This is a genomic window from Pseudomonas sp. THAF187a, assembly GCF_009363395.1.
Lineage (GTDB): Bacteria > Pseudomonadota > Gammaproteobacteria > Pseudomonadales > Pseudomonadaceae > Aquipseudomonas > Aquipseudomonas khazarica.
On sequence record NZ_CP045349.1, the window covers coordinates 527,905 to 546,454 of the forward strand.

At 68.0% G+C, this 18,550-nt stretch carries 14 protein-coding genes; 12 read left to right on the forward strand and 2 right to left on the reverse strand.

What is annotated here, in order from left to right; genetic code table 11:
* Positions 1-49 precede the first annotated feature (49 nt).
* Genes FIV02_RS02470 through FIV02_RS02485 form a run of 4 tightly spaced genes read left to right on the forward strand, consistent with a single transcriptional unit; the run spans position 50 to position 5,176 of the window.
* On the forward strand, positions 50-532 hold the full coding sequence (locus FIV02_RS02470) for a formate dehydrogenase subunit gamma (RefSeq protein ID WP_152487693.1): 483 nt from the start codon (positions 50-52) through the stop codon (positions 530-532).
* On the forward strand, positions 526-2,085 hold the full coding sequence (locus FIV02_RS02475; protein WP_152487694.1) for an NADH-quinone oxidoreductase subunit NuoF: 1,560 nt from the start codon (positions 526-528) through the stop codon (positions 2,083-2,085). Before FIV02_RS02470 ends, FIV02_RS02475 begins: the two co-directional genes overlap by 7 nt.
* Positions 2,082-4,958: a formate dehydrogenase subunit alpha gene (fdhF, locus tag FIV02_RS02480; RefSeq protein WP_152487695.1), complete on the forward strand. Its 2,877-nt coding sequence runs from the start codon at positions 2,082-2,084 to the stop codon at positions 4,956-4,958. The genes FIV02_RS02475 and fdhF overlap by 4 nt, the downstream gene beginning before the upstream one ends.
* Positions 4,955-5,176 (forward strand): formate dehydrogenase subunit delta, encoded by a 222-nt coding sequence (locus FIV02_RS02485; protein ID WP_037049955.1) that lies wholly within the window; start codon positions 4,955-4,957, stop codon positions 5,174-5,176. Before fdhF ends, FIV02_RS02485 begins: the two co-directional genes overlap by 4 nt.
* A gap of 8 nt (positions 5,177-5,184) precedes the next feature.
* Here the strand turns inward: FIV02_RS02485 and FIV02_RS02490 are convergent, their stop codons facing one another.
* Positions 5,185-6,135, reverse strand: coding sequence for a GlxA family transcriptional regulator (locus FIV02_RS02490; protein ID WP_152487696.1), 951 nt, complete (start codon positions 6,133-6,135; stop codon positions 5,185-5,187).
* A 213-nt stretch (positions 6,136-6,348) separates the two neighbouring features.
* Here FIV02_RS02490 and choX point away from each other — a divergent pair, with 213 nt between their 5' ends.
* The 4 genes from choX (at position 6,349) to FIV02_RS02510 (ending at position 9,926) form a co-directional block, all read left to right on the forward strand.
* Positions 6,349-7,281 carry a choline ABC transporter substrate-binding protein gene (gene choX / locus FIV02_RS02495; RefSeq protein WP_152487697.1) on the forward strand — a complete coding sequence of 311 codons (933 nt, stop codon included), beginning with the start codon at positions 6,349-6,351 and terminating at the stop codon, positions 7,279-7,281.
* A 98-nt stretch (positions 7,282-7,379) separates the two neighbouring features.
* The gene (locus tag FIV02_RS02500; RefSeq protein WP_037049944.1) at positions 7,380-8,267 is read left to right on the forward strand and encodes a 3-keto-5-aminohexanoate cleavage protein; all 888 of its coding nucleotides are present in this window, start codon (positions 7,380-7,382) and stop codon (positions 8,265-8,267) included.
* A gap of 105 nt (positions 8,268-8,372) precedes the next feature.
* Positions 8,373-9,338 carry an L-carnitine dehydrogenase gene (locus tag FIV02_RS02505; RefSeq protein ID WP_152487698.1) on the forward strand — a complete coding sequence of 322 codons (966 nt, stop codon included), beginning with the start codon at positions 8,373-8,375 and terminating at the stop codon, positions 9,336-9,338.
* A 111-nt stretch (positions 9,339-9,449) separates the two neighbouring features.
* Positions 9,450-9,926 (forward strand): thioesterase family protein, encoded by a 477-nt coding sequence (locus tag FIV02_RS02510; RefSeq protein ID WP_037049939.1) that lies wholly within the window; start codon positions 9,450-9,452, stop codon positions 9,924-9,926.
* Positions 9,927-9,933: 7 nt separating this feature from the next.
* On the opposite strand, the gene FIV02_RS02515 is transcribed toward FIV02_RS02510, so the two are convergent.
* Entirely contained in the window at positions 9,934-10,329 is a 396-nt protein-coding gene (locus FIV02_RS02515; RefSeq protein ID WP_037049937.1) for a YkgJ family cysteine cluster protein, read from the reverse strand.
* Between the two features lie 309 nt (positions 10,330-10,638).
* Here FIV02_RS02515 and FIV02_RS02520 point away from each other — a divergent pair, with 309 nt between their 5' ends.
* The 4 genes from FIV02_RS02520 (at position 10,639) to FIV02_RS02535 (ending at position 18,549) form a co-directional block, all read left to right on the forward strand.
* Positions 10,639-14,274, forward strand: coding sequence for a DUF2339 domain-containing protein (locus FIV02_RS02520; protein ID WP_152487699.1), 3,636 nt, complete (start codon positions 10,639-10,641; stop codon positions 14,272-14,274).
* Positions 14,271-15,614 (forward strand): DUF3999 domain-containing protein, encoded by a 1,344-nt coding sequence (locus FIV02_RS02525; RefSeq protein WP_152487700.1) that lies wholly within the window; start codon positions 14,271-14,273, stop codon positions 15,612-15,614. Before FIV02_RS02520 ends, FIV02_RS02525 begins: the two co-directional genes overlap by 4 nt.
* Before the next feature lie 194 nt (positions 15,615-15,808).
* Positions 15,809-17,479, forward strand: coding sequence for a histidine kinase N-terminal 7TM domain-containing protein (locus FIV02_RS02530; protein WP_152490078.1), 1,671 nt, complete (start codon positions 15,809-15,811; stop codon positions 17,477-17,479).
* Positions 17,480-17,541: 62 nt separating this feature from the next.
* Positions 17,542-18,549, forward strand: a complete 1,008-nt coding sequence (locus FIV02_RS02535) for a class 1 fructose-bisphosphatase (protein ID WP_037049929.1) — start codon at positions 17,542-17,544, stop codon at positions 18,547-18,549.
* Position 18,550 lies beyond the last annotated feature (1 nt).

Below are 18,550 nucleotides of genomic sequence, written 5' to 3' on the forward strand. Positions count from 1 at the left end.
ACCTCCAGGCCCCAAGAACAACAACGGCCTGTGACAGAGGAACGCTGTAATGCCTGATGAGACGCTTCACCTGCCTTTGATCCAAGGCGTTCTGCACGCGCACAAGGACACCCCCGGCGCCCTGCTGCCCGTGCTGCACGCCATCCAGGACGGTATCGGTCACATACCGGATATCGCCATCGGCGAGATCGCCCATGCCCTGAACCTGACCCAGGCCGAGGTGCTCGGCGTGATCGGCTTCTACCACGACTTCCGCCGCGTCGCGCCGGCCAGGCACATCCTGCGCCTGTGCCTCGCCGAGTCGTGCCAGAGCCGTGGTGCCAGGGCGCTGGCCGCCCAGGTGCGCGAGCACCTCGAGCTGGATGACCACGGCTCCAGCGCGGATGGCCAGATCAGTCTGCGCCCGGTCTACTGCCTGGGTGCCTGCGCCTGTTCTCCGGCCCTGGAGCTGGATGGCCAGGTGCATGCGCGGGTGACGCCGCAGCGCCTGCACGAACTGGTCGAAGGCTGCCTGGAGAAAGAATCATGCTGACGCTCCATGTTCCCTGCGATTCGCTCGCCCGCGCGGTGGGTGCCGATCTGCTGGCCGAGGCCCTGCGCGAGGAGGCCGAGCGCCGCCAGTTGCCGCTGGAGATCCGCCGCAGCAGTTCGCGCGGCATGTACTGGCTGGAGCCATTGGTGGAGGTCGACAGCGCCGAAGGGCGCCAGGGCTTCGGCCCGTTGTCTGCCGACCAGGCCGGCGCGCTGCTCGATGCCCTGACCGATGCCGGCAACCCGGCGCCGGCTGCGGTCGGTCTGGTCGAGGCGCTGCCGTTCATCCATAGCCAGCAACGACTGATCTTCGCCCGTGCCGGTCTGACCCGGCCCACGGCGCTGGAGGACTATTGCTCCAGTGGCGGATTCGCGGGCCTGACCCGCGCTATCGGCATGGACGGCGACGCCATCGTCACCGAGGTGCTCGATTCCGGGCTGCGCGGGCGTGGCGGTGCGGCCTTCCCGGCCGGCATCAAGTGGCGCACCGTGCGCGGCGCCCAGGCCGCGCAGAAGTACGTGGTGTGCAATGCCGACGAAGGCGACTCCGGCACCTTCGCCGACCGCATGCTGATGGAGGGCGACCCCTTCGTGCTGATCGAGGGCATGGCGATTGCTGGCCTGGCGGTCGAGGCGAGCATGGGTTACATCTACGTGCGCTCCGAATACCCGCAGGCCGTGCAGGTCCTGCGCGAGGCCATCGAGGTCGCCCGTGCAGCCGGCTGGCTCGGCGCCGACGTGGGCGGTAGTGGCCGTGCCTTCGACCTGGAGGTGCGTGTCGGCGCTGGCGCCTACATCTGTGGTGAGGAGACCTCACTGCTCGAATCCCTCGAAGGCAAGCGTGGCACGGTGCGGGCCAAGCCGCCGCTGCCGGCGCTGCAGGGCCTGTTCGGCCAGCCCACGCTGGTGCACAACGTGCTGACCCTGGCCTCGGTGCCGGTCATCCTGGCGCGTGGCGCCGCCTTCTACCGCGATTTCGGCATGGGGCGCTCGCTCGGCACCATGCCGTTCCAGCTCGCCGGCAACGTCCGCCAGGGCGGCCTGGTCGAGCGCGCTTTCGGCCTGACCCTGCGCGAGCTGGTGGAGGATTACGGCGGCGGGACCGCCAGCGGCAGGCCGATCAAGGCGGCGCAGGTCGGTGGCCCGCTGGGCGCCTGGGTGCCGCCGGCGCAGTTCGACACGCCGCTGGATTACGAGGCCTTTGCCGCCATGGGCGCGATGCTCGGGCACGGTGGCGTGGTGCTGGCCGATGACAGCCTGGACATGGCGCAGATGGCGCGCTTCGCCCTGGCGTTCTGCGCCGAGGAGTCCTGCGGCAAGTGTACGCCCTGTCGCATTGGCTCCACCCGCGGCGTCGAGGTGGTCGACCGCCTGCTGGCGGCCAGCGATGACGCTGCCCGTGACCAGCAGGTGATCATCCTCAAGGACCTGTGTGACACCCTGACCCACGGCTCCCTGTGTGCCCTGGGTGGAATGACGGCCTTTCCGGTGAGCAGTGCGCTCAAGCACTTCCCCGGCGACTTCGGGCTCAAGACCTCGGAGGCAGAACAATGATCAGCTACTTCGACCCCGCCACGGACACCGACTTCGGCACCCCAGCTCGCGAGAGCGAGGTGCAGGTCAGCCTGAACATCGATGGACGCAGCATCAGCGTGCCGGCCGGCACCTCGGTGATGCGCGCCGCCGCGATGCTCGGCACCAGCATTCCCAAGCTCTGCGCCAGCGACAACCTGGAAGCCTTCGGCTCCTGCCGCATGTGCCTGGTCGAGATCGAGGGCATGCGCGGCTACCCCGCGTCCTGCACCACGCCGGTCAGCGAGGGCATGGTGGTGCGTACCCAGACCACGAAGCTGGCGACCCTGCGCCGCAACGTGATGGAGCTGTACATCTCCGATCACCCGCTGGACTGCCTGACCTGCTCGGCCAACGGCAACTGCGAGCTGCAGACCGTTGCCGGGCAGGTCGGCCTGCGCGAGGTGCGTTATGGCTACGAGGGGGCCAACCACCTGAGCGAGGCCAAGGACGTCTCCAACCCCTACTTCGACTACGACCCGAGCAAGTGCATCGTCTGCAGCCGCTGCGTGCGGGCCTGCGAGGAAGTGCAGGGGACCTTCGCCCTGACCATCGACGGGCGTGGCTTCGACTCGCGAGTGGCGGCGGCGGGGGGCGAGGATTTCCTCAGCTCCGAGTGCGTCTCCTGCGGCGCCTGCGTGCAGGCCTGCCCGACCGCGACGCTGATGGAAAAGAGCGTGGTCGAGAAGGGCCAGCCCGAGCGCAGCGTGATCACCACCTGTGCCTACTGCGGCGTCGGTTGCTCGTTCCGCGCCGAGATGAAGGGCGACGAGCTGGTGCGCATGGTGCCGGACAAGAACGGCCAGGCCAACCACGGCCATTCCTGCGTCAAGGGGCGCTTCGCCTGGGGCTATGCGACCCATCCGGATCGCATCACCAAGCCGATGATCCGCAAGCGCATCAGCGATCCGTGGCAGGAGGTCAGCTGGGACGAGGCAGTGACCTACGCCGCCAGCGAGTTCCGCCGCATCCAGCTGGCCTACGGGCGTGACTCCATCGGTGGCATCACCTCCAGCCGCTGCACCAACGAGGAGGTCTACCTGGTGCAGAAGCTGGTGCGAGCCGGCTTCGGCAACAACAACGTCGATACCTGCGCGCGCGTCTGCCACTCGCCGACCGGCTACGGCCTCAAGCAGACCCTCGGCGAGTCGGCCGGCACGCAGAACTTCGATTCGGTGATGCAGGCCGACGTGATCCTGGTGATCGGCGCCAACCCCACCGACGCGCACCCGGTGTTCGGCTCCCAGCTCAAGCGCCGCCTGCGTCAGGGCGCACGGCTGATCGTCATCGACCCGCGGCGCATCGACCTGGTGGATTCGCCGCACGCCCGCGCCGAGCTGCATCTGGCGCTGCGTCCGGGCACCAACGTGGCCATGCTCAACGCGCTGGCGCATGTCATCGTCATCGAGGGCCTGCTCGACCAGGCATTCATCGACGCGCGCTGCGAAGCCGCGGACTTCGCCCGCTGGAGCGCCTTCGTCGGCCAGGCGGAGAATTCGCCAGAGGTGCTCGGCCCGGTCTGTGGCGTCGAGCCGCAGCTGATTCGCCAGGCGGCGCGCCTGTACGCCACCGGCGGCAATGCGGCCATCTACTACGGCCTGGGCGTCACCGAGCACAGCCAGGGCAGTACCACCGTGATGGGCATCGCCAACCTGGCCATGGCCACCGGCAACATCGGTCGTGAAGGTGTGGGGGTCAACCCGCTGCGCGGGCAGAACAACGTGCAGGGTTCCTGCGACATGGGTTCCTTCCCGCACGAGCTGCCGGGTTACCGGCATGTCTCCAACGCCGAGGTCCGCGCCCAGTTCGAACAGGCCTGGGGCGTCACCCTGCAACCCGATCCGGGCCTGCGCATCCCCAACATGTTCGAGGCTGCGCTCGGCGGCAGCTTCAAGGCGCTGTACTGCCAGGGCGAGGACATCGCCCAGAGCGACCCCAACACCCAGCACGTCACCGCCGCGCTGTCGGCGATGGAGTGCGTGGTGGTGCAGGACATCTTCCTCAACGAAACCGCCAAGTTCGCCCATGTGTTCCTGCCGGGCAGTTCCTTCCTCGAGAAGGACGGCACCTTCACCAACGCCGAGCGGCGCATCTCGCGGGTACGCAAGGTGATGGAGCCGCTGGCCGGCAAGTCCGACTGGCAGGCCACCATCGCCCTGGCCGAGGCGCTGGGCTACCGGATGGACTATCAGCACCCGGCGCAGATCATGGACGAGATCGCCAGCCTGACGCCGACCTTCGCCCGCGTCAGCTACGCCGAACTCGACCGTCACGGCAGCCTGCAGTGGCCGTGCAACGATGCCGCGCCGGACGGTACACCGACCATGCACATCGACCAGTTCGTGCGGGGCAAGGGGCGCTTCATGCTCACCGGCTACGTGCCGACCGAAGAGAAGGTCAACAGCCGCTTCCCGCTGCTGCTCACCACCGGGCGCATTCTCAGCCAGTACAACGTCGGCGCGCAGACGCGGCGTACCGACAACGTCGCCTGGCACGAGGAGGACCGCCTGGAGATCCACCCCAGCGATGCCGAGAGCCGTGGTATCGGCGACGGCGACTGGGTCGGCGTGGGCAGCCGCTCCGGGCAGACCGTGCTGCGCGCACGGGTCAGTGAGCGCGTGGCGCCGGGGGTGGTCTACACCACCTTCCACTTCCCGGAGTCCGGCGCCAACGTGATCACCACCGACAACTCCGACTGGGCGACCAACTGCCCGGAGTACAAGGTCACGGCGGTGGAGGTCACGCGGGTCTACCAGCCTTCGGAGTGGCAGAAACGCTACCAGGCCTTCAGTGACGAGCAGCGGCGTCTGCTCGCCGAGCGGCGCAGGCAGGAGAAAGCGGAGGTGCGTCGATGAGCGCCGAGAACCTGGTCAAGATGGCCAATCAGATCGCCCAGTTCTTTGCCACCGAGCCGGACAGGGAGCAGGCGGTCAAGGGGGTTCATCAGCACCTGCAGAACTTCTGGACGCCGGCGATGCGCATCGAACTGATGGCCTGGCAACTGGAGCGCCACGGCGAGAACCTGCACCCCCTGGTGCAGTCCGCGCTCGCCGAAATGGGTCGCTCCGTCTAGCACCCCGCTCAGGCGTGGGACGGGTGCTCGTGCCTGTCCCTGCTTGGCGTGCTGCCGAAGTGCGCCTTGTAGCTGCGGGAGAAGTAGCTCGACGACTCGAAACCGCAGGCCAGGCTCACCTCGAGCACGCTGAGGTCGCTCTGGCGCAGCAGCTGGCGCGCCTTGTCCAGGCGCAGGCCGAGATAGAACGCCGACGGCGTGGTCGCCAGGTGATGGCGGAACAGGCGCTCCAGCTGGCGCACGCTGATGCCGACGCGCTCGGCCAGCACCTCGCCGCTCAACGGCTGTTCGCTGTGGCGCTCCATCTCGCCGATGACGCGGATCAGCTTGCGGTTGTGCAGGCCATAGCGGCTGGCCACCTGCATGCGCTGGTGGTCCAGGCGCGTGCGGATGCGGCTGACCACGAACTGCTCGGAAACCTGCACCGCCAGGGCCTCGCCATGGTCCTGGGCGATCAGCCCGAGCATCAGGTCGAGGCTGCTGGTGCCACCGGCACTGGTGATGCGCCGGCCGTCGATCTCGAACAGCTCCTGGGTCACCTGCAGCGCCGGATAGCGCTCGCGGAAGGCGTCGATGGCTTCCCAGTGCAGGGTCAGGCGCTGCTGCTGGAACAGCCCGGCCTCGGCCAGCACGAAACTGCCGGTGTCGATGCCGCCAAGCACCTTGAGCTCCGTTTCGCAGCGTTGCAGCCAGTGCGCCAGGCGACTGTCGTGGTGGGCCAGCGGGTCGAAACCGGCGACCACGAACAGCGCCTCGGTCGCCTCCACCAGTTCCAGTGCACCGTCGACATTCAGCGACATGCCGTTGCTCGCCGCCACGGCGGCGCCGTCGCGGCTGAGCAGGTGCCAGCGATACAGGTCGCCGCGAAAGCGGTTGGCCACGCGCAATGGCTCGATCGCCGACATCAGGCCCATCATGGAAAAGCCGGGCAGGAGCAGGAAGCAGAAGGTCTGGGTCATCGTCGCTCCGCGCGTCTGCGCCAGGGAAGCAGGCGCAGACATCGCATGAAACAGGTCGTCATAGGTCAAGTAATAGTCGGATAAGTTCGAATATTCTGCCAGTGGCCGGCGTAAGGTGGTGTCATCGGGAGACGAGATCCCCGAGCACGGTGGGGGCCACGAGCCTCTAGAAGAACGAAATAGAACCGCTGTGACACGATGAGGAGCACCCAGATGAAAGGTCTTACCGCGCTGGCCGCGTGCTGCACCCTGAGCCTGTTCAGTACCTCCCTGCTGGCCGATGATGCCAGCTGCAAGAACGTTCGCCTCGGCGCCGTCGGCTGGACCGACGTGGTCGCCACCACCGCAGTCGCCAGCGAGCTGCTGAAAGGGCTCGGCTACGAGACCAAGCAGACCCAGGCATCGCAACAGATCATCTTCGCCGGTATCCAGAAGGGCCAGGTCGACGCCTTCCTCGGCTACTGGAAGCCGATCATGGACGACAACATCAAGCCGTTCCTCGATGCCGGCGCGGTCAAGGTCGCCGCCGAGCCGTCGCTGAGCGATGCCGTGGCAGTGCTCGCGGTACCCAGCTACACCGCCGACAAGGGCCTCAGGACCCTGGCCGACATCGCCAGGTTCAAGGACGAGCTGGACGGCAAGATCTACGGTATCGAAGCCGGCTCCGGGGCCAACACCGCGATCCAGAAGATGATCGATGCCAACCAGTTCGGCCTGGGCGGCTTCAAGCTCGTCGAGTCCAGCGAGGCGGGCATGCTCGCAGCGGTCGGTCGCGCGGCGAAGAACCAGAAACCGGTGGTGTTCTTCGGCTGGAAACCCCATCCGATGAACCTGTCGATGAAGATCTCCTACCTGAGCGGCACCGACGATGTGTTCGGCCCCAACGATGGCGCCGCCACCGTCTCCACCGTGACTGCGCCGGACTACGCCGAGCGCTGCCCGAATGCCAATCGCCTGCTGACCAGCCTGCGCTTCACCAGCGACCAGGAGGCCGCGCTGATGCAGCCGATCATGGAGCGCAAGGCGCCGGAGCAGGTCGCGCGTGACTGGATCAAGGCCAACCCGCAGGTGGTCGACGCCTGGCTCGTCGGGGTCACCACGCTCGACGGCAAGCCGGCCAACGCCGCCCTGGTCGCCGGCAACTGAGCCCCTGGCGCCGGCCTGTGGCCGGCGCCCATCCCCATTTCTCCAACGCATGCGGCCATGCCGCAGGCACCCTCATGCCCTGCACAGGACAGCTCAAGATGAACTACGAGGTTATCGTCACCTGCGCGGTGACCGGCGCTGGCGACACCGTCGGCAAGCACCCGGCGATACCGGTCACCCCCAAGGAAATCGCTGCCGCTGCCATCGAGGCGGCCAAGGCCGGCGCCACCGTCGCCCACTGCCACGTGCGCGATCCGCAGACCGGCAAGCCCAGCCGTGACGTGGCGCTGTACCGCGAGGTGGTCGAGCGCATCCGCGACAGCGACACCGATGTGATCATCAACCTCACCGCCGGCATGGGCGGCGATCTGGAGATCGGCGCGGGCGAGCAGCCGCTCGAGTTCGGCGCCGGCACCGATCTGGTCGGGCCCATCGAACGCCTGGCGCATGTCGAAGCGCTGCTGCCGGAAATCTGCACGCTGGACTGCGGCACGCTGAACTTCGGCGACGGCGACTTCATCTACGTCTCCACCCCGGCGCAGCTGCGTGCCGGCGCCAGGCGCATCACCGAGCTGGGGGTCAAGGCCGAGCTGGAGATCTTCGACACCGGCCACCTGTGGTTCGCCAGGCAGATGCTCAAGGAGGGGCTGCTGGAAGACCCGCTGATCCAGCTGTGCCTGGGCATTCCCTGGGGCGCGCCGGCCGACACCACCAGCATGAAAGCCATGGTCGACAACCTGCCGCCCGGCATCACCTGGGCCGGCTTCGGCATCGGCCGCATGCAGATGCCCATGGTCGCCCAGGCCATGCTGCTGGGTGGCCACGTACGCGTGGGGCTGGAGGACAACATCTGGCTCGATCGCGGCGTGCATGCCAGCAATGGTCAGCTGGTCGAGCGCGCCATCGAGATCATCGAACGCCTTGGCGGCCGTGCCCTGACCCCGGCCGAGGGCCGCGAGAAGATGAAACTCAAGCGGCGTGGCTGACGCGCCACGTCGTCCGGGGCGCTTGCGAGCGCCCCTCTCCCTGAACCAGGGCCGAGAAACCCTTTGCCATCCCCCGGATTGCATCCGGGCTACCGGAGTTCAAGCATGACCTTCGTTACCGAGATCAAGACTTTCGCCGCCCTCGGCACCGGTGTGATCGGTGCTGGCTGGATCGCCCGCGCCCTGGCCCATGGCCTAGACGTGATCGCCTGGGACCCGGCCCCAGGTGCCGAGCAGGCGCTGCGCACGCGCCTGGCCAACGCCTGGCCCGCGCTGCAGAAGCAGGGGCTGGCGCCCGGCGCCTCGCTGGAGCGGCTGCGCTTCGTCGAGAGCATCGAGCAATGCGTGGCCAACGCCGACTTCATCCAGGAAAGTGCGCCCGAGCGCCTGGAACTCAAGTGCGAGCTGCATGCGAAGATCAGCGCCGCCGCGCGCCCCGACGTGCTGATCGGCTCCAGCACCTCGGGCCTGCTGCCCAGCGAGTTCTATGCCGATGCCGTGCGCCCCGAGCGTTGCCTGGTCGGCCACCCGTTCAATCCGGTCTACCTGCTGCCGCTGGTGGAGGTGGTCGGTGGCGCGAAAACCGCAGCGGAGGCCGTGCAGGCCGCGATCCAGGTCTATGCATCGCTGGGCATGCGGCCCTTGCACGTGCGCAAGGAGGTGCCGGGCTTCATCGCCGACCGCCTGCTCGAGGCGCTGTGGCGCGAGTCGCTGCACCTGGTCAACGACGGTGTGGCCACCACGGGCGAGATCGATGACGCGATCCGCTTCGGCGCCGGCCTGCGCTGGTCGTTCATGGGCTCCTTCCTCACCTACACCCTGGCCGGCGGGCCGGCCGGCATGCGCCACTTCATGGCCCAGTTCGGCCCGGCGCTGAAGCTGCCCTGGACCTACCTGGAGGCGCCGGAACTGACCGAGGGGCTGATCGATGCGGTAGTCGAAGGGACGACCGCGCAACAGGGCGAGCGCAGCCTGGATGCACTGGAACGCTACCGCGACGACTGCCTGCTGGCGGTACTCGAGGCGATCCGCCAGACCAAGGCCAAGCACGGCTTCGATTTCGCCGAGTAGCCGAGTCCGTCCTGCGCAGGGCAACCCTGCGCTACGCTATCCAACCCCTCCGCCACCCTTCTCCTGCCTGCGGGAGAAGGGCCGGTGGGATGCATCCGGAGCCACATCGACATGTGCAACGCAGCCCTGACCACCTACCGCACGCGCATCCACGCCGACTGGGTCGACTACAACGGCCATCTGCGCGATGCCTTCTACCTGCTGATCTTCAGTCATGCCACCGATGCGCTGATGGATGCGCTGGGGCTGGACGAGGCCGGTCGTGCCCGTACCGGCCACACCCTGTATACCCTGGAGTGCCATCTCAACTTCCTGGCGGAAGTGAAGGGCGGCGAAGCGGTGGAAGTGCGCACGCAGTTGCTCGCCCACGACGCCAAGCGCCTGCATATCCATCACGCGCTGTATCGCCCGGCAGAGGCCGACAGCCTGGCGGAAAGCGAACAGATGCTGATGAACATCGACAGCGTAGCCGGCCGTTCGGCGCCATTCGATGCCCAGGTGGCCGAGCAGGTGCAGCGCCTGGCGGCAGACCACCACGAGCTGGCGACGCCGGCCTGCGTCGGGCGGGTCATCGGCCTGCGCCGCTGACGGCGCTCTACTTCGGCTTGTACGCGCAATAGCCCGGCCGTGGGCCGACCCTGGGATGGTGGCGGCAGGTGTCCGGGCGTTTCTCGTAGACGCTGCACAGGCGTGTCTTGCGGTCCAGGAACAGGCAGTCGTTGTTGGACATGCGCGTCAGGGTGAAGATGCCCGACTTCTGGTTGAAGCGCTCGATGGTGCCGTCCTTCTGCAGGCGCTTGGCGATGTTCTTGATCGGCTCGCTGCGTTCGAACTCATCCACCAGCTCCAGGCGGATCAGGTCGTTCAGGCGCACCTCCACGGGCAGGGTGCAGCAACTGGATATGCAGCTGTGGCACATGTCGGCGCTGTATTTGGCCCAGGTTTCCAGGCGGTCGATTTCTGCGGCGGCTATCAGGCGGGGCTTGATCATGGTTGGCTAGGGGCGGTCTGCGCCGCATCGGTCACGGGGCGGCGATGATAGCGGGCGTGGTGAATTTGTGAACCACCGGTCGGCGGCGGATTTTCCTTGTGCCTGTGATGGAGGTGGCAATCGTCTCTCTGGGTGTTGGACGGCGCGACTCCTATACTGGCGGGCGACTCTGAAAAACGGCCTGCGTGGTCAGCGCTGCGTTCGCAACAAGCTGACTACCTTGCCGAGCCTTTCGGAGGCACCCTGTGGCCACCTCGGGCTGCCAGCAGGGACGCGAGGCGACTTTCTCATCGGAACGGGACATGCTGCATGCAATGGATTTTCATGCTGGTCGGGTTGGTGCTCGGCACGGGTGCCAGCGAATCGCTAACCGGGGCGCTGCTGGGCGGGCTGATCGGCCTGAGCCTGGGCCAGGCGCTGCTCCTGCAGGGGCTCGAGAAGCGTAACGCGCAGCTGGCGGCGCAGCTCAAGGATTTCGCCGAGCGTTTCGAGCGCGGCACGCGGGCCATGCACGAGCGCCTGGTCAAGGTCGAGCAGGGCGGGGCTGTCGAGCCGGAACCGGCTCCCGTGGCGGCGGAACCTGTCGTCAGCGCGCCCCCCACGGCAGAACCGCAACCCAGGGTGGCGGAGGCGCCTCGGCCAGAGCCCGAACCACAGCCCGAACCAGAGCCCGAGCTGGACTGGACGCTGGACCCGCTTCCGGAAGTCGCCCCCCCGCAACCGGCGCCACAGCCTGTGGCAGCTGCCGCATCGCTCGTGCATGAGCCGACGCCTGCCCCGCAGCAAGGTCCCTGGCGCGAACAGGCACCACGCGAGGCCAGCCTGATCGAGCGCGGCATCGACGCGGCGAAGGCCTGGCTGTTCGGCGGCAATACCGTGCTGCGGGTCGGTGTGGTCCTGCTGTTCCTCGGCCTCGCCTTCCTCCTGCGCTACGCCACCGAAGGTGTCGAGGTGCCGGTGGAGCTGCGCTACATGGGCGTGGCCGCCAGTGCCCTGGCGCTGCTGGGCCTGGGCTGGTGGCTGCGGCTGCGCAACCGCAGCTATGCCCTGGTGCTGCAGGGCACCGGCATCGCCGTGCTGTACCTGACGGTGTTCGCTGCCATGCGCCTGCATCCCTTGCTCGACCCGGGCATGGCGCTGGGCCTGCTGGTGGCGGTGACGCTGTTCTCGGCCATCCTCGCCGTGCAACAGAATGCCCTGGGCCTGGCGGCGGCCGCGGCACTCGGCGGCTTTGCCGCGCCGATCCTCACCTCCACCGGCAGCGGCAACCATGTTGCGCTGTTCTCCTACTTCGCCCTGCTCAATGCCGGCATCTTCGCCATCGCCTGGTTCAAGGCCTGGCGCCTGCTCAACCTGATCGGCTTCGTCGGCACCTTCGGCATCGGTTTCGCCTGGGGGCTGCGCTCCTACGAGCCGCAGCTGCTGTGGAGCACCGAGCCGTTCCTGGTACTGTTCTTCCTGATGTACGTGGCCATCGGCCTGCTCTTCGCCCGCCGCACCCTGCGTGACGCGGCGGATGCTCCTGAGGCGCGTGGCGAACTGCTGCGCTGGTCGCTGCAGCGCGGCGATTATGTTGATGCCACCACCCTGTTCGGCCCACCGCTGGTCGGCTTCGGCCTGCAGGTGGCGCTGGTGCGCCATATCGAATTCGCTGCCGCGTTCAGTGCACTCGGCCTGGGCCTGTTCTACCTGTTGCTGGCGCGTGTGCTGCAGCTGCGCGCCGGCGGACGTGCCCTGCTGCTGGTGGAAACCTGCCTGGCCCTGGGCGTGGTGTTCGCCAGCCTGGCCATCCCACTGGCCCTCGACGCCAGCTGGACAGCCGCTGCCTGGGCCGTGGAGGGTGCCGGGATCTACTGGTTGGGCCTGCGGCAGCAGCGGCCACTGGCGCGTGGCTTCGCCCTGTTGCTGCAGGTGGGGGCCGCCCTGGCGTTCGCCACAGGCCTGGAAGCGGGCGACTCCAGCCTGCTCGACGGCTCGGCGCTGGGCGCGCTGATGCTCGGCGTGGCGCTGTTGTTCAGCTACTGGCAACTGCGTCAGGCGCCGCAGGCTGCCAGCCCCTGGGAGGTGCGTCTGCAGCCCTGGCTGGGGCTGGCGGGGCTGGCCTTCCTCTGCCTGATCGCGCCGCTGACCTTCGAGGCCCCCGGCACGGCCATCGCCTGGGCGCTGGCCGGTCTGGTCACCCTGTTCGTCGGCCTGCGTCTGGCCGCGCCCGTTTTCGTCTACGCCGCCTTCGCCATCCAGCTGCTCGGCGGGCTGCTGTTCCTCGGCCAGATGGCGCTGGAGTCGCTGCAAGGGCGGGGCGGCTTCAACGCCGGCTGGTTCGGTCTGCTGGCGGCCTCGGTGGTCGGCTTCGGCCTGATCGCGGGCATGCTGCTGGCGGCGCGCGACCCGCTGATCCGTGACAACCGCCGCCAGCTTGCGGCCTTGTCCTGGGTGATGCTGGTGGGCCTGGTGTTCATCAACCTGGCGGTGCTGTTCGTGCTGCCCTGGGTGGCCGCTGCGGCGGTATGGGGAGCCAGCGGGCTGCTGACCCTGTGGCTGGCGCTCTACCTGCAGCAGCGTGCGGCCTTCTGGTTCAGCCTGGTGCTGCAGCTGTTCGCCGGCCTGGCCTTCCTGGCAGCCGGGCCGCTGCTGCTGTCGGGAATCAGTGGTGTCGGTCTGTCGCCACTGGCGCATACCGGCTTCTGGACACCTGCGGTGCTCGGCCTGGCTGCGCAGATCGGCGCCTGGCGTCTGCATGCGCTGCTGCGCAGTGGGCGGGACAGCGGGATCGATGGCGTCAGCGTGCAGCGTCTGGGGCAGTTGCTGCTGACCTGGGGCGCCGCCTGGTGGGCGCTGGCGCTGGCCAGCGAGGTGCTGCGTTTCGTCGCGGCGGAGCTGCAGGTCGGCGTGCTGCTGGTACTGCTGGCGCTGAACATGGCGCTGTATGCCTGGCTGGCGACCCGCAACCGCTGGGTCGAGCTGGCCCTGCTCGATGGCCTGCTGGTCCCGCTGGCCGGCATGTTGCTGCTGTATGCCTGGCACCCCTTCTATCACCCGGCGGCGCAGTGGGGCTGGCTCGGCTGGGGCCTGGTGTTCGCCGCCCACCTGTGGTCGCTGCGGCGCCTGGTCGGGCTGCTGCCGGCCACGGCGGCCAGTGTCGTCCACGTGCTCGGCTGCTGGCTGTTGCTCGGCGTGCTGGCGCTGGAACTGCGCTACCTGCTGCTGAGTCTGGCCGATCACTACAATGCCTGGCGCTGGCTGGGCTGGGCGCTGCTGCCGACGGCCTATCTCTGGACCATGGCGCAGGCGCGTCGGCTGCCCTGGCCGGTGGCTGGCTTCGAACGCGAATACCGCCTGTGGGCGGCTGCGCCCCTGGCCGTGTTGATGCTCGGCTGGTTCTGGCTGGCCAATGCCAACAGTGCAGGCGACAGCGACCCGCTGCCGTACCTGCCGCTGCTCAATCCGCTGGAGATCGGCCTGCTGCTGTGCCTGGGTGCGTTGTTCGTCTGGGGGCGTGCCGCGCTGCCGCGTCTTGGCCTGGAACCTGGGCGTGCGCTGCAGCTGTTGCAGGCCGTGGTCGGCGTGTCGCTGTTCGCCCTGTTCACCCTGATGGTGATGCGCAGCGCCCATCACTGGGGCGGCGTGCCCTGGCACAGTGCAGCGCTGTTCGAATCGATGCTGGTGCAGGCCGGGCTGTCCATCGTCTGGACCCTGATCGCCCTGGCGCTGATGCTGTTCGGGCACCTGCGTGCACGCCGCGAGCTGTGGCTGGTCGGGGCGGCGCTGATCGCCCTGGTGGTGGCCAAGCTGTTCTTCGTCGAGCTGGGCAATCGCGGCGGGCTGGAACGTATCGTGTCCTTCATCGGCGTGGGCGTGCTGCTGCTGGTGGTGGGCTATTTCGCACCGCTGCCGCCGCGTCAGGCCGAGCGCGACGCACCCAACGAACAGGAGTCTGGCGCATGAAGATGACCGGTCTGGGCCTGCTGCTGGCCCTGTCCATGGCGACTGTCGCGCAGGCTGGAGAGCAGCTGCGCGACTTTCATGAAACCGCCGACCTGCAGCTGTCAGGCGCGGGCCCCTGGTATCGCCTGGAGCTGCCCTTCGCCGCGCACCTTGCCGCCAGCCATGCTGACCTGCGTGATCTGCGGGTGTTCGATGCCAATGGCCAGGCGCAGGCCTATGCGCTGATTCCTGCCAGCAGCGAACGGGTGGACCAGGAGCAGGAACATGGCGTGCGCTGGTTCCCGCTGCGTGGTCCCTCCGATACGCAGGATGTGCCGGCGTTGCGCGTCGAGCGCAACACCAGCGGCACCCTGATCGAACTGAGCGATGCCGCCCCGGCCGACGCCGGGCTGCAACTGCGCGGCTGGTTGCTCGATGCCAGTGCCATCGAGGCGCCACTGGTGCGCCTGACCCTGGACTGGAGCGGTGCCGAGGAGGGGTTCCAGCGCTTCAGCATCGAAGCCAGTGACGACCTGCAGCACTGGCGCCGCTGGGGCGACGGACAACTGGCCCGCCTGAGCTTCGCCGACGAGCGTATCGAACAGCGCCAGGTCGAGTTGCCAGGGCAGCGTGCCCGCTACCTGCGCCTGCTCTGGCAGAGCCCGCTGCCGGCCCCGCAACTGCAGAGCGTGACGCTGCGCAGTCGCCGCCAGGACCAGCAGCCGGCGCCGCTGGTGTGGTCCGAGCCCCTGGCGGCCCGCGCGAGCGGCGCTGGGCGCTTCCAGTGGCAGTTGCCACTGACGTTGCCCTTGCAGCGCTTGCGCGTCGCCCTGGAGCAGGACAACACGCTGGCCCCTGTGCGCTTCGAATCACGCACCGGCGACCAGGGAGGCTGGCAGCCGCTGGCCAATGCCGTGCTCTATCGCCTCCCCGAGGGCGGGCGCGAGGTGCTCAACGATGAGCTGAGCCTGCCGGGCTGGCCGCTGCGCCAGCTGCGCATGCAGCTGGACCCGCGTGGCGGCGGCCTTGGCCAGGACAGCGTGGCCATCCAGGTGGCGCTGCGTGCCACGCGCCTGGTGTTTCTGGCTCGTGGCGAGCCGCCCTACGTGCTCGCACTGGGCAATGCGCATGCGCAGTCGGCGGCGCTGCCGTTGCACACCCTGATCCCCGGTTACCAGGCAGAGCGCCTGAGCCGTCTCGGTCGGGCGGAGCTGGCTGAACCGCTGCTCACCGCTGCCACGGGCCAGGCCGAATCGCGATCCGACTGGCAGCGTTGGGGACTCTGGGCTGTACTGCTACTGGGAGTTGGGTTGCTCGCTGCGATGGCGGCGAGCCTGTTGCGCGGCCAGCCGAGGGCCTGACAGGCTGCGGAGGGCGAACAAAGCGCTGCTGCGGCAGGGCTTTTGCAGTATCTTAGCTGCCTTGCGCCAATCCAGCATTTGAGGTCAGGAAGGCCCTTGCGTATTTCGATTCGCGTCATTGCCCGTTCGTTCTGTGTCGGTGCCGCCGTGTTCGACCCGTTTGCCTGTCCCCCGCATGCAAGGAGGGACAGGTGATTCAGGCGTGCGTGGCTTCCGGCTGGAGCCTGTCGCCGCCGGTGTTGCTGACCCTGCTGGTGTGCTTCGGGGTCGTGATGCTGGCGCACTGGGTCACGCGTCAGCGCGACTTTCCCGGGCGCGACAGCTTCATCCTGCTGCACCTGGCGAGCCTCTGGTGGATGGGGGCCGCGGCACTGGAAATGAGCTTTCTCGGTGCCGATTGCAAGATGTTCTGGGCCAGCATGGCCTGGCCGGGCATCGTTGCCACGCCGACCTTCTGGGCGGTGTTCCTCTGGCAGTACGTCAACAGCATGCGTGCACCGCTGCCGCGCAAGGGCATTCTCGGTCTCAGCGTGGTGCCACTGCTGGTCTGGGGCCTGGCGCTGAGCAACCCCTGGCATGGCCTGTTCTATGGCGCGGGCAGTGCGCCGATCGACGACAGCCTGGGTGCCCCCGTGCGTTACGAGCACGGCCCGCTGTTCTACGCCGCCGCGGTGTACGTCTACCTGTTCATGGCCTTCTGCATGGGCGTGGTGACGCGCGCGGCGGCGCTCAGCCAGGGGCTGCACCGCCGCCATTATCTGGCCTTCGTGCTGGTCACGGCGGTGCCCTGGGTGGCCAACGTCGGCTACGTGGGGTTCGGCTGGACACTGTTCGGCTTCGACCCGACGCCGTTCAGCTTCGCCTTTACCCTCGTCGCCTTTTCATGGCTGATCGTGGGCGTGCGTCTGTTCGACCTGTTGCCGGTGGCCAGGCATCTGTTGCTCGAAGCCCTGCTCGATCCGGTGCTGGTGGTCGACCCCTGCCGGCGGGTGATCGAGGCCAACCCGGCGGCGCTGAAGCTGGCCGGGCTGCAGCAGGGCTGGCAGGGGCGTGAGCTGAAGCAATGGCCGGTGTTCGGTGCGGACCTGCAGGCGCTGTTGCTCGAGCACGCCGGTGAGCACGACCGGCCGCTGACCCTGACCAGCGCCGCGCGCTACTACGAGGTGCGTCTGCGCGCCATCGAGCGTGCCACCCGCCATGGTCCGGCACTGCTCGGCCACATGATCTACGTGCGCGACGTCACCCAGCGTCACCTGAGCGAGCTGAAGCTGGCCGAGGCACTGGCGTTGAGCGAAGAGCGTCTGCGCACCATCTCCAGCCTGCACGAGCAACTGCGCGAGCAGGCGCTCTGCGACCCGCTCACCGGGCTGTACAACCGCCGCTACCTGGACGAATTCTTCGAGCGCGAGCTGGCCAGGGTCCAGCGCGAGAACCTGCCGCTGGCGGTGGCCCTGATCGATCTCGATCACTTCAAGCGCCTCAACGACGAGTGCGGGCACCTGGTCGGTGACGATGTGCTCAAGGCCGTCGCCCAGCACCTGCTGGACAACCTGCGCAGCACCGACGCGGTGTTCCGCATCGGTGGCGAGGAGTTCCTGCTGATCCTGCCCGGCGCCGATCCTGACGAGGCGAGCGCGCGCCTGCAGAGCATCTGCTCGCAACTGGCGGCGCGCGAGATCGCCACACGCGGTGGCGACCAGCGCGTGACCCTGTCCGCCGGCCTGGCGTACTGGCCCCAGCAGGGACAGGCGCTCGACGAGCTGCTGCACGCCGCCGATGCGGCGCTCTACCAGGCCAAGCGCACGGGGCGTAACCGTGTCTGCAGCCTGGATGAGAGTGCCCGAGTCAGCCATCCATCCCGCTAGGCAGCATTACGCGGCGACTCGGGTTAAACTGCGCGCGATTTTTTTCCTTTCCGGAGTCGTCCATGTCCCGCGTCACCCTCAGCCGCTACCTGATCGAACAGACTCGCAGCCACAACACCCCGGCCGACCTGCGTTTTCTCATCGAGGTCGTGGCCCGGGCCTGCAAGGAAATCAGCCACCAGGTATCCAAGGGCGCCCTCGGCGGTGTGCTCGGCAGTCTGGGGTCGGAGAACGTGCAGGGCGAGGTGCAGAAGAAGCTCGACGTGATCTCCAACGAGATCCTGCTCGAGGCCAACGAGTGGGGCGGTCACCTGGCCGGCATGGCCTCCGAGGAAATGGACAACGCCTACCAGATTCCGGGCAAGTACCCGAAAGGCGCCTATCTGCTGGTGTTCGACCCGCTGGACGGTTCCAGCAACATCGACGTCAACGTCTCGGTCGGCACCATCTTCTCCGTGCTGCGCTGCCCGGACCGCCAGGGCGAAACCGGTGACCTGGGCGAAGAGGCCTTCCTCCAGCCCGGCACCCAGCAGGTTGCCGCCGGATATGCGATCTACGGCCCGCAGACCATGCTGATGCTGACCCTCGGCGACGGCGTGAAAGGCTTCACCCTGGATCGCGAACTGGGCAGCTTCGTGCTCACCCACGATGACATCAAGGTGCCGGAGTCGACCAAGGAATTCGCCATCAACATGTCCAACCAGCGCCACTGGGAAGCGCCGGTGCAGCGCTACGTCGGCGAACTGCTGGCTGGCGAGACCGGCCCGCTGGGGCGCAACTACAACATGCGCTGGATCGCCTCGATGGTGGCCGACGTGCATCGCATCCTCACCCGCGGCGGCGTGTTCATGTACCCACGCGATGCCCGTGAGCCGGAAAAGCCGGGCAAGCTGCGCCTGATGTACGAGGCCAACCCGATGTCGATGATCATCGAGCAGGCCGGTGGTGCCGCCACCAATGGCCAGCAGCGCATCCTCGAGATCGAGCCGGAGTCCCTGCACCAGCGTGTCGCGGTCTTCCTCGGTTCCAAGGAAGAAGTGCTGCGCATCACCGCCTACCACCGGGGTTGAT